The sequence below is a fragment of the Breznakibacter xylanolyticus genome (assembly GCF_003254275.1).
GTDB classification, from domain to species: domain Bacteria; phylum Bacteroidota; class Bacteroidia; order Bacteroidales; family Marinilabiliaceae; genus Breznakibacter; species Breznakibacter xylanolyticus.
Window position 1 is genome coordinate 60,188 of record NZ_QKZK01000018.1, and the last position, 11,852, is coordinate 72,039.

Annotated in this window: 12 protein-coding genes; 6 read left to right on the forward strand and 6 right to left on the reverse strand. The window is 46.6% G+C overall.

Annotated elements, in window-relative coordinates:
* Nucleotides 1-343: 343 nt before the first annotated feature.
* Together LX69_RS17800 and LX69_RS11400 are read left to right on the forward strand one after the other, a co-directional pair.
* On the forward strand, nucleotides 344-496 hold the full coding sequence (locus LX69_RS17800; RefSeq protein ID WP_170124353.1) for a hypothetical protein: 153 nt from the start codon (nucleotides 344-346) through the stop codon (nucleotides 494-496).
* A 9-nt stretch (nucleotides 497-505) separates the two neighbouring features.
* Nucleotides 506-730: a hypothetical protein gene (locus LX69_RS11400; protein WP_146260719.1), complete on the forward strand. Its 225-nt coding sequence runs from the start codon at nucleotides 506-508 to the stop codon at nucleotides 728-730.
* Between the two features lie 50 nt (nucleotides 731-780).
* Here the strand turns inward: LX69_RS11400 and LX69_RS11405 are convergent, their stop codons facing one another.
* From LX69_RS11405 to LX69_RS11420, 4 genes are all read right to left on the reverse strand, one after another.
* The gene (locus LX69_RS11405) at nucleotides 781-1,998 is read right to left on the reverse strand and encodes a DUF7033 domain-containing protein (RefSeq protein WP_146260720.1); all 1,218 of its coding nucleotides are present in this window, start codon (nucleotides 1,996-1,998) and stop codon (nucleotides 781-783) included.
* Between the two features lie 145 nt (nucleotides 1,999-2,143).
* Nucleotides 2,144-3,664: an oligosaccharide flippase family protein gene (locus LX69_RS11410; protein WP_111446184.1), complete on the reverse strand. Its 1,521-nt coding sequence runs from the start codon at nucleotides 3,662-3,664 to the stop codon at nucleotides 2,144-2,146.
* A gap of 3 nt (nucleotides 3,665-3,667) precedes the next feature.
* The gene (locus tag LX69_RS11415; protein WP_111446185.1) at nucleotides 3,668-4,786 is read right to left on the reverse strand and encodes a CapA family protein; all 1,119 of its coding nucleotides are present in this window, start codon (nucleotides 4,784-4,786) and stop codon (nucleotides 3,668-3,670) included.
* Nucleotides 4,787-4,872: 86 nt separating this feature from the next.
* Nucleotides 4,873-5,475: a riboflavin synthase gene (locus LX69_RS11420; protein WP_111446186.1), complete on the reverse strand. Its 603-nt coding sequence runs from the start codon at nucleotides 5,473-5,475 to the stop codon at nucleotides 4,873-4,875.
* A 191-nt stretch (nucleotides 5,476-5,666) separates the two neighbouring features.
* On the opposite strand from LX69_RS11420, the gene LX69_RS11425 reads away from it, so the two are divergent.
* The 4 genes from LX69_RS11425 (at nucleotide 5,667) to LX69_RS18380 (ending at nucleotide 8,132) form a co-directional block, all read left to right on the forward strand.
* On the forward strand, nucleotides 5,667-6,071 hold the full coding sequence (locus tag LX69_RS11425) for an OsmC family protein (RefSeq protein ID WP_111446195.1): 405 nt from the start codon (nucleotides 5,667-5,669) through the stop codon (nucleotides 6,069-6,071).
* Between the two features lie 15 nt (nucleotides 6,072-6,086).
* On the forward strand, nucleotides 6,087-7,106 hold the full coding sequence (locus tag LX69_RS11430; RefSeq protein WP_111446187.1) for an NAD-dependent epimerase/dehydratase family protein: 1,020 nt from the start codon (nucleotides 6,087-6,089) through the stop codon (nucleotides 7,104-7,106).
* Between the two features lie 517 nt (nucleotides 7,107-7,623).
* Complete coding sequence (locus tag LX69_RS11435) at nucleotides 7,624-7,827, forward strand: hypothetical protein (RefSeq protein WP_111446188.1); 204 nt, start codon at nucleotides 7,624-7,626, stop codon at nucleotides 7,825-7,827.
* Nucleotides 7,818-8,132, forward strand: a complete 315-nt coding sequence (locus tag LX69_RS18380; RefSeq protein WP_111446189.1) for a type II toxin-antitoxin system RelE/ParE family toxin — start codon at nucleotides 7,818-7,820, stop codon at nucleotides 8,130-8,132. Before LX69_RS11435 ends, LX69_RS18380 begins: the two co-directional genes overlap by 10 nt.
* Before the next feature lie 210 nt (nucleotides 8,133-8,342).
* Here the strand turns inward: LX69_RS18380 and rfbB are convergent, their stop codons facing one another.
* Both rfbB and LX69_RS11450 read right to left on the reverse strand, forming a co-directional pair.
* Nucleotides 8,343-9,398 (reverse strand): dTDP-glucose 4,6-dehydratase, encoded by a 1,056-nt coding sequence (gene rfbB, locus LX69_RS11445; RefSeq protein WP_111446190.1) that lies wholly within the window; start codon nucleotides 9,396-9,398, stop codon nucleotides 8,343-8,345.
* 24 nt (nucleotides 9,399-9,422) lie between these two features.
* Complete coding sequence (locus tag LX69_RS11450; RefSeq protein WP_111446191.1) at nucleotides 9,423-11,333, reverse strand: AMP-dependent synthetase/ligase; 1,911 nt, start codon at nucleotides 11,331-11,333, stop codon at nucleotides 9,423-9,425.
* Between the last annotated feature and the right edge of the window lie 519 nt (nucleotides 11,334-11,852).

Genomic DNA, 11,852 nt, shown 5'->3' on the forward strand with positions numbered 1-11,852 from the left:
AGATGAATCATCCACCGTGGATATATTTGAACATGCATTCAGCTTTGCAGCGACACGCCGAAAAATGATGAATGTAAGAAGTTCAAAAAGTACATCAGCACCATTTTTTCAATCCCAAAGTTTTTAATGAACACAACAATAGGATTTTTAAGAGAATGATGTAAGATTGAGAAACCATAAACCTGAGTTCGAATAAAAATGCAGATAACTCAAAAGAGTTAAATCGTAGGCGTAATTCGTGTCATTCTATGCCATCGTAAATTGACGCAATCACTTTACCTATCAAACAATTTCGCGGACAAAAAACATCTTTAAACACAGGCACATACTAAATTATAAACACATGAATTTCAAAAACACCCTTTTAACCATTGCCTTCATAATGGCAATTGAGAATTTACAGGCTCAACCACCAGGAGGACGAAAATCTCCGGCTGAACGCGCTAAAACAGAGGCAACAGCACTGAAAACTGAACTCTCGCTCACCGACGAGTAATACCAAAAAGTGTACGACATCATGACGACTCACAACCCAAAGGGTAAACCCTCACAAAACGCATCTGAGGATGAACGGGAAGCTATGCGCACACAAATGGAAGCAGAACGGACTGAACAAGAAACAAAAATTAAAACCCTACTGACAGATGCGCAAAAAAACAAATACGATAATTACCTGGCCAACCGACCAAAAGAAATGAGTAACCGACGCAATGCGAATCACTCAAAATAAAACCGATTGCTGATGAATGACAGGCAAGTGCAATGTATGCAGTTGCCTTTTTACAACGTTCGGATAAGTTTAACCAAATCGCAACCGGTAATCGACTCTGCATTTCGCACCATCATTTCGCGTATCAGATTCGGGTAAAAGGAACTTACCCCGGGATAATCCTCCTCACGCAAGCGACAGTTGTGCCATAGCAAACTCACGAACCCACCGAACTTCTCAGCTTCATCAGCTAACTTTGTAGCAACCAATTGCAAATGTTCAAAGTCACCTTGCTGATACTCGAGCACCGACACCTCCATCAGCATCAACGGTAACTCCCAGATATCCATGATCGATTGCTTGCTAAAGTCAAAAGGTTTAAAGGGATAACAATAGCCATTACGATATCCCGGGGCATCGGCAAAGCCCAGGGTTGCATCGTACTGAAAACCAGTATCAAGTTGAGATGCAAGGGTCTGAGAGATATCGGTGCGCAAATAATGCTGACGGATGCCCGCCGGTGTGAAACCTGCAGCTTGTTCAAACTCTTGGATTTGATTTCTCAACACCGCTGCATCATGCATAGATGCATAACTCCCGTGCAGCCCCACTTCAGCACCGCTTCGCCTGAAAGATTCAATCATTTGGCGATGACGAAGTGGCTTCAACCCGACACGACCATCCATATAATGTTGACGAAACAGCAAAAAGTATGTCGAACGGATGCCCAATTTTGCTTCATCTTCGGCCATGGATAGAATATTTTGCCATGGATCGGGGAATCGATGTGGGAATATTAGGTGAGCCAAACCTCGCACAATATCCTTTTTAAGCTGGTTTCTTGATGAAGTTCGTTGCTTGATGCCGCAATATTGAAGCATTCTTTTGAGAGTTTGCCGCAATGAAAAATATGCCAATCGATCCACATCGTGACTCAACCAAAAGCCAAAGGACGAAAAAAGACGTTTACGTTCAAACGGGATGTCCCATCGCTGACAAAAAAGCGATAACGCATGCACCAACACATCAAAATAATAGTTTACCACCGGCATCATCCCCACCCCTAGCGCATGTTGCAACGAATGCCTGTGCAAAAAACGCCCATGCTCATCACGCTCGGTTCGATCATACTCTTGCAATCCCGACAAAAAAAAGAATGCAGACTTTATAATGTCTTGACGTATATATAGATGTCCATTATCATCGAAACTAAACCATTCCTCAAATCCTTCTTGAGGGAAAAGCACCGGAACAGATTGCTGCAACCAAATAAGCGACACTGGCTGCATTGCCTTGTTCGATTGATAAAAATGAACTTGGGGAATTTCACATATGCCACACTCGTTCCATGATTCGAAACTAAACCGAGCCCTCAATTCATCATGCAAGGTGCAATGATGCCCCAGGTGGAACAGCACATAGTCAACTTCTTGTTTATTCAGCAACCGATTCATGGGCACTACGCTCTTTTTTGATATTGGCCAACCACTGACCGGGACGACGCCATTTTTCCCATCCCTGACGTATGCGCTCAAGCTCCACCGGCTCAAAGAAATTTGAAAAATATAATATTATAAACCAAGAGACTAACAACACACAGTTCAACAGAAACTTGATTAACCACACATCCAGAGGAAACCAAATGCCAATGTTGGCCAAAGCCACGGCAGCCCCCAACATCAGCGCCAGCTTACGTGTTTCGTAAGGTGTTTTATCGAGCCGCGAGGCGTAACGAAGCAACCAGATGGACGAGGCCATTTGCGTAAACAATGTGGCGACCGCAGCCCCCATACTGCCAAATATAGGCACCAACAGGATGTTGAGTCCCAGGTTCGACAATCCAATGCAGACCGACACGACCGAGATCACCCGTGTCTTTTTATGGCGCTGTAGCGGCAACACCAACATGGATCGGGCACCACCAAACACGATGGAAAGCGTCAAAACCGGAATCAGCGCGATGGAGTCGACATAATCCTGATTGTTGAATGAGAGCACCTTCACCACCTCGCCCACAAAAAGCACCAACCCCAAACTAATGAATGTTAATGTAAAAATAAAATAAGTGAACGTTTTGGAAAAAAAACGCTCGTTGCCTGTTTCGTCCATCCCCTTGAAAAACACGTGTGTGTAAGCGTTCATAAAGGCATTGACCACCATTAACTCAACAATATTAGAGATTTTGTAGGCCAAAGTGTAGTTCCCCACGTTTTTCAAGGTCGAAAAAAGGTTGATGATGACCTTATCGCTCATCGACAAAACCAAATTCATCAGGTTCGACAAGGCCAATGGAAACCCAAAACGCAGCATGTCACGAATGACTCCATGTTGATAGTTCCACTTGATGTTACGCTGTATAAAGGGCAATAACATCAGCAAGTTAAGCGTGTTGGCCACCAAATACCCGATAAAAATGCCCAAAATATCGAGCCTGAAGTACATGAGCATCAACACCACAACCCCCACAAACACGGCCAACTGAATGAGTTGATGGCGCGTATGAAGCGCCGCCTGGTGAGTGATGCGCAACAGTAGCATGGGCATATCCACTATTAAGCGCACAAATGTGCTCAACAAAAACACAACCTGAAGCGACATGCTCACTTCGGTCTTAAAAAAGTAAGTCGCAATAAGACCGAAACCAACAAATAAAATGATCAGTGTTATCACACTGACAATGAAATTAAAAACAAAAGATGAAAAAAAGAGTTCCTTGCGTCGATCCTCCATCTCTTTGTCCCAGTACCACCGCATTAAGGCCGCTTTGACCCCCATGCCCGTGAAAGCCTGAATCAGCAGATATGTGACCTCAAACAACGCAAAAAGCCCGAACATTTCGGCTGATAAAAAGGTGGTGTACAAAGGCAACAAAATCACCCCCGACATTTTCCCTGCAAGGTTGCCGATGCTATAAAACATCGAGTTTTTGGCCGTCGATTTTACTTTCGAAAACATGTATTAACGGTATCTGGGGATGAACAGTGACAACATACGGCGCATCAGGGTGCGCATGCCCATGGCATCGAGCAGTGAAGCAACCTTGATTTCAACATAAAGCATAAATTGACGTATGACCATGTATATACCAATTTTAATGCGATTTATAATTTCATATCGGGTAAGAACAGGTCTGTTTTTGCGAACGCGATTCTTCAGGTAAAAACGACGATAATCAGCACCGTCGAGCAACAGTGGTTCAGAAATATTGAGCAACTTCTCACGAATGGCGCTTTCAGTGTCGGCATCAGCCATTTCGATGAACTGCCCATCGGGGCTCACCGTGCAGGGAACAATTTGCACAGGGTTCGACTGATTATACGCATCCCAAATCACAACCATTGACTGATAGCTCTTTGCAGGATACAACTTCAAGCTTGTATTGAAGTATTCACGATGCGGCAAAATGAAATTTCCAAGACTGTAAACCACCGAAGAACGCCCATGATGCGAAATACCCTGCACGCAATGGGGATGCGAGCCCACAATCAGGTCGAAACTTTCCGTCAACAACTCGGCCGTCCGCTTCGACTCAGGCTCGGGATAATCTTCAAACTCCTGATTCCAATGCAGGAACAACACATTGCGCACCGTTTTGCCTAAATGTTCTCCCACAGTGCAATAGCCCGATGGCCGATACTGCGCCACACCGCCACGCTGTTTCGTGGCGAAATGGTGTGCTGAGTAGTAACGTTGCATGGCGCCATAAAAGCGATACAACTCACCACCTAATTCTATTTCAAATGGTTTATTGGCATCTTCAGAATCTTTACCTGCACCAAAACACCCTATTCCGTTATCATTGAGATGTTTCATCGTTGACACGATGTCCATATCACCAAAATCCATCATGTGGTTGTTGGCCAAAGACACTGCCACCACGTTCAACTCCTTGAGCAAATTAACCGTATGTGTCAACTGATGCATCCCCGCATGGGCGCGCGGTTTGTCACCGGAACCAATAAATGGCCCTTCGAGATTGGCAATATTAAATGAAGTACCCTGAAGAACTTCCCTCAAACGGGGCCCAACCTGAGCCTCGTCGGATAAAATGGTATCACCGAGAAATCCGATGCGCATGGTGTGATGTTTGATGCCACGTGAATAACGAAGGCAGAACTCCTCACGAACTTCTGCCTTTGAATGAGAATTTTAACCTTAAACTATTACTTCAATGCCATGATTCGGCTGATGTATTTACCCAGAATGTCGAACTCGAGGTTCACCACCGATCCGTCCTTAATTTGGTGGAAGTTGGTAAACTCATAGGTGTAAGGAATGATGGCCACCGAAAAGCGGTCGTCACGACTATTGACAACCGTCAAACTCACCCCGTTGACACACACCGATCCTTTTTCGACAGTCATGTATCCTTGCGCCGCTTTTTCTTTGTTAATGTCGTACTGAAAGGTGAACAACCACGAACCATCGGTTTCTTTCACTTCAATGCAACGCGCCGTTTGGTCAACATGCCCCTGAACGATGTGGCCGTCCAGGCGTCCGTTCATGATCATGCTTCGCTCAAGATTCACTTTGTCGCCATCCTTCAGCAAACCCAAGTTCGATTTCTCCAGCGTTTCACGAATGGCCGTGACGGTGTAGGTGGTATCGGTTTTACTCACCACGGTGAGGCATACCCCGTTGTGAGCCACGCTTTGGTCAATTTTTAATTCGTTCACAAACGAACACGCAAGCGTCAGGTGAACGTTACCCTTGTCCTGTGCCACGGCTTTTACCACCGCTGCTTCTTCTACGATTCCTGAAAACATGTTTTTCGATGATTTTGATTCGTAAACTATCAACACAACAAACTGCCCCTCTGACTATTGAAGAGTCCAAGAGCCTGTTGAAAAAACGATGCAAGATAACCCATATTCATCAGCACACCAAACCGATTTGCAACAGTAAGGTGGGGCGTGCGGCAAATAATCGTAAATTAGTCACCCAAAACCACAAGAGTATGCCAACTATCCGCACCACTTACCTGGGCGATTTACGCACCGAAAACACCCACCTGCAATCGGGCACCCGCCTGATCACCGATGCCCCCTGCGACAATCGGGGACGCGGCGAAAGCTTTTCGCCCACCGACCTGCTGGCCACATCGCTGGGCAACTGCATCATGACCATCATGGGCATCCGCGCCATGGACAACGGGTTTGACCTCACCGGCACCACCATCGACATCACCAAAATCATGGCCGAAAATCCTCGACGTGTGGCTGAGGTGGTAGTTGAGTTTCACTTCCCCAAAAGGAATTATACCGATGAACAAAAACAAATCATCGAAAGCGTGACCCAAACGAGCCCGGTGCCACTGAGCCTGCACCCCGACCTGAAGCAAACCATTCTCCTCAATTGGTAATCACCCTCACACCGTATGTCTACACCCAACATCCTGGTCACCGGCGCCACCGGCCTGGTGGGCGCCCATCTGCTTCACAAACTGGTTACCAACGGCCATCAAATCAGGGCGCTGATTCGCAACACGGCCAGCCTGACGGACGTCGAAAACATCTTTGCATTTTACAACGATGCTTCAATTGACTTAATTCAAAACATTGAATGGGTGACAGGTGACGTACTCGATTATTACTCCCTGGAGGATGCCCTCGCCGGCATCGAAAAAGTTTATCATGCGGCCGCGCACGTGTCGTTTGTGCCGGCTCAGCGCAAGCTCATGTACCGCATCAACGAAGAAGGTACCGCCAACGTGGTGAACGCCTGCATCGATGCGGGCATTCGCAAACTCTGCCACGTCAGTTCCATTGCCACGCTTAGCGATTCGGGCAACGGCATCCCCTCCGACGAAACATCGGTGTGGCTGGCAGGCGAAAGACACTCGCACTACTCAAAAACCAAGTTCCTGGCCGAAATGGAAGTATGGCGCGGCACCAAAGAGGGTCTGCCCGCCGTAATTGTCAATCCCGGCGTCATCCTGGGACCGGGCAATCCCGCCCGCAGTTCGGGCAAACTGATGGAACTGGGGCGCAAAGGATCCCGCTTTTTTACTTCAGGTGGCACAGGCTATGTGGATGTGCGTGACGTGGTGAACGCCATGGTGATGTTGATGGAAAGCCCCATTGAAGATGAACGATTCGTGCTCGTTGCCGAAAATCTTCCTTTCCGCCAATTACTCAACCTGATGGCCAAACACTTTGGCACCCTTGCTCCCACACGCCGTGCCACACCATTGCTCACCTCGCTGGCCTGGCGACTCGATACGTTGCGTGCGCGACTCACAAGTACCGAGCCCCGTTTCACCCGCGAAAACGCTCGCACGTCAAACAACACATCGCATTACAGTTCTGATAAATTCATGAATCTGTTCAACTATTACTTCACTCCCATTGAACAGACCATTGCCGAAACGGCTGCATGGATGAAGAAGCGTTCTTGAACCGTAAGATGGAAACATCACCGTTCATAATCTTGCCTAACAATCATAAACTCCACTCAAGATTGAGGTTATTGCATTAGAATGGCAATGAGAAAATATAACTAACCATCCAATGAAAAATTCCCTAATTTTGTTGTTAGATAAAATTGATGGTCATGGACATTCAAGCAAGAAAACTACATTTTGTAGAAGAATTTCTACGGGTCTCCGATGAAGAAATCATTACAAAATTGGCTCTATGTTGAATTCTGTGGGTAACCAAAATATGGAAGCACGAAATCAAACAAGGTAACTAAGCCGCCTTCGGAAAATGGCGTTAAAAAAATCATAGGCCTGAGCGTAAAAAAATATGCGCTGTTTGAGCTTGCGAGTTCGCAGATTTTAGCGAGGGCCTATGATTTTTAGCCATTTTACGTTAGCGGCGGCCTTTTTTGCTTACTTTTTGGGGCTGTAGCCAAAAAGTAAGAGCCCGCCCGGCTAGAGGGCACGAAATATTGGCCTGAGAGAATTGATACTTATGATTACCCACACAAATCAGAACAGAGCCACAAAATTAGAAAAACTACTACTGGCTGAAAGAAGAAAACAATTAAAAAAAAATTTCTATCCATTATCAATCAAGGAATTAAACAAATTCGTTGATGATTCTGAAAATGATTTCATAAATGGAAAAGCTTCTTCTGCTCAAGATGTATTGAAGCAAATTGACTCATGGAAATAAAAGTCCTTTGGTCCGACACTGCCTTAGGTCAACTTCATGAGATATATGACTATCTCAATTTTAACGCTTCACAAAAAATCGCAAAAAACATTGTAAAGGGTATCGTTCAAAAAACATTATTGCATGAATCGAATCCATTAATTGGATCGATTGAACCCTTGCTAATCTCTCGACCTTTTGAATACCGTTTTATCGTTGATAGGAACTACAAGGTCATCTACAGATTCAATGACCATATCGTCCGAATCGTATCGGTGTTTGATTGCAGACAGAATCCTGGTAAAATAGAGGATATCGAACAATAATGCCAGACGTTATTACGCAAGGATATATCGGATAATAAGTTGCGCGACTTGCTGATCTGCCATTATTGAAATTTAAAAAAATCAATCCAATTCTTGCACAGAATGGGTCATGACTCATTTTTTGAAATACGTTCCCGAAAGGACGTTTTAATCTCCAACGAATCACAACACACATCCGGCAAGAAATAAATAGGGGATCACGTTATCTGTTCAACGCCCCTGATACTGTTTTTGGTAATACTTTTCGTATTCGCCCGATACAATGCGATCCATCCACCCCTGATTGGCCAGGTACCAGTCGATGGTTTTTTCGATGCCTTCTTCGAACTGCAACGAAGGTGCCCAGTCGAGTTCCTGCATCAGCTTGGATGAGTCGATGGCGTAACGCATGTCATGCCCGGCGCGGTCGGTCACATAGGTGATGAGTTTTTCGGAGGTGCCGGGCGTGTGACCCAATTTGCGATCCATCACCTCGCACATCTTGCGAATGAGTTTGATGTTTTGCCACTCGTTGATGCCGCCAATGTTATAAGTCTCGCCCAATTTCCCTTCGTGGTAAATGAGGTCGATGGCACGGGCGTGGTCTTCCACATAAAGCCAGTCGCGAATGTTCTCACCTTTGCCGTAAACGGGGATGGATTTCCCATTCTTGATATTGTTGATAACCAAAGGAATCAACTTCTCAGGAAACTGATTGGGTCCATAATTATTGGAACAATTCGATACCACCACCGGAAGCCCATAAGTATGATAATAGGCGCGCACCAGGTGATCGGAACTGGCCTTAGAGGCCGAATAAGGACTGCGTGGATCGTAAGGCGTGGTTTCGGTAAAAAGACCGGTTTCGCCCAGCGACCCATACACCTCATCGGTCGAGATGTGATAGAAACGCTTGCCGGCGTGATCGCCCTTCCACAACTGACGGGCAGCATTGAGCAAATTCACCGTGCCCACTATGTTGGTGCGGATAAACGCCAGGGGATCGGCAATTGAACGATCCACATGCGATTCGGCCGCCAGGTGAATCACCCCGTCGAAACGGTACTTCTCAAACAGGCGCACCATGGCCTGCTCATCGGTGATATCGCCTTTCTCAAAAATGTAATTGTCGCGATTGTCGATGTCCTTGAGGTTCTCAAGGTTCCCGGCATAAGTGAGGGCATCGAGGTTCACGATGCGATAATCGGTGTATTTTTTCACCATCAGACGCACCACGTGCGAACCGATGAATCCGGCGCCGCCGGTGATGAGAATGGTTTTTTGCATATTTATCATTTATCTATATCCAAATTATTTACCCAAAAACCGTCTCAGGTTCATCACGTTGCGATCGTTGACAAACTCCTTACCGGCGGGGGTGTAAAGATAAGCAATTTCGTCGGCGAAATGGGCTTCCACCTTTGCACGAACCACCTTCATGGTGGTGTTGAGCAGTTTGTTCTCCTCGGTGAAGGCTTCGGGCAGCACGGCCGAAGCAGTGGCCACCCATCGCTGCGGGAACATCTGTCCGTGTTTGCCACCGGTTTTGAACTGGTTGATTTGGTCGAGCATCTCGCGCAGCACATCGCGCAGGTGATCATCGTTGTCCACCTGTTTTTTGTGGGTACGCATCCAGGCGTTCACATTCTCACGCGAGGGCACCCAAAGCCCCACTGTATAGGGATTCTGATTGTTGTGCAACATGGCCTGATCGATGAAAGAGCAGTGATCAACCATGGCTTCTTCGATGCCTTCGGGGCTGTATTTCTCGCCATCGGCCGATATCAACAGGCTCTTGAAGCGCCCCAACACGTAAAGATACCCGTCGGGTTGCAGATATCCCATGTCGCCGGTGTGGAGCCAACCGTTGCGGATGGCCGATGCCGTGGCGTCGTCGTTCTTCCAGTACCCGGCCATCACGTTCTCGCCACGAATCACAATCTCGCCTTTCTCGCCAACGGGCAATTCAAGGCCTTTCTCGTCGCATATTTTAATCTCCAGGTCGTTGACCACACGCCCCGATGAGCCCAGTTTGTGGTAGGTGGGCGTGTTGGCCGAGATGATGGGTGCCGCCTCACTCAGCCCATACCCCTGATACATGGGCACGCCGATGGCGTAAAAAAATCGCTGCAAGTCGATGTCGAGCAACGCACCGCCTCCAATGAAATACTGGAGTTGTCCCCCAAATTTCACTTTGATCTTGCTAAATATCAATCGATCGAAAAAAGTCATCAACGGCTTGGCCATGGCTTTCAATCCACGGCCTTTGTCGTAACCCTGACCATTGTACCAGATGGCAACCGCCAACCCGGCCCGAAACAGCCACCAGCTTAGCTTGCCTTTGGATTGGATGCCTTTTTCGATGTTCTTTTTAAAGTTTTTGGCGATGGCAGGCACGCTCATCAACACGTGGGGACGAATCTCAAGCAGGTTGTTCGAGAAGTTTTTGAGTGTCTCCATAGGCGTGCGCCCCACCTCAACGGAGGCAACGCCGGCGCCGGCATTCATAAACGCATACAGACAGGCCGTGTGGGCAAAGGCATGATCCCATGGCAACACGGCCAGGGTGATGTAGTGTTGTGGAATGTCGATGTAACTGAAGGCCTGCTCCACATTGGCAGTATAGTTGCGATGGGTGAGCATGATGCCCTTGGGGTCGGCCGTGGTGCCCGACGTGTAGGTGATGTTGGCCACCGTGTTGCCGGTGACACCCTGCTTGCGCTGCGCCAAGGCATCGGGGTTAAAAGCGGCATCCACAGCCCCCCGTTGTTGCAAATCGGAAAGCAGGTGTTCGTTCTCTTCCAACTTATCGGGTGCCTGAATGACAAATATCTTCTCAACCCCTGTCAGTTGACCCTTCACCATCCGTATTTTGGGCAATTGGGTGGACGACACCACCACGAAACGGCTTCCCGAATGGTTGATGCGGAACACCAGTTCGCTGTCGCCCTCAAGTTTAGTGCTCAACGGCACATTGATGGCACCGCAAAACAGCACAGCCAACTCGCTGATGAGCCACATGGGACATCCCTCACTCAGCAGCGCCACCCGATCGCCGACCTCCAAACCTGCGGACAGAAAACCTGCGGCCATCTCCTCCACCTGAGCATGCACCTGAGCATAGGTGAGTGAATGAAACACCCCATTCTTCTTCTCCCACAAAAAAGGATTCTCACCATAACGGGCAACAGATTCTTCAAAAAACGTGATGATACTTTTCATTTTCTCCGATTTGATACAAAGCTTTGATATTGCAAATATATCATTTACGGGAGAATGTAAAACAACCGGGGGGAACGCGACATGAAGCAGGGAGAGGTGACAAGACCCTGAGGGTTTTAAAAACCCTCAGGGTCTAAATAATCTGTCCCTAAACTACTTCGTCTTCACAAATACAACAATGGAAGCAATCACATAAACCCCAAATGCCAATGATCCAATATGCCTTCGAATTTTGCTCTCATTTTGATATTTCCGCTGAGTTTCCTTTCTATATCGGTATATGTAGAGGTAGTTGATTAAAAATAAAAATAAATAGATTGCAACATAGTGAATGTGATAAAGATCAATCCCTGAGTAACTTTTAAAAATATTAAAAAAAGAAAACAAATTCGATAACTGTATAGTTATTAATATTAGCATCGCATTAAAAGCAGGTGTTACATTTGTTGGCACTATTAATAGCAACTTAAATAATTTATAATGGAAATATCTCATAATAGATTAATAAATAGTAAATAC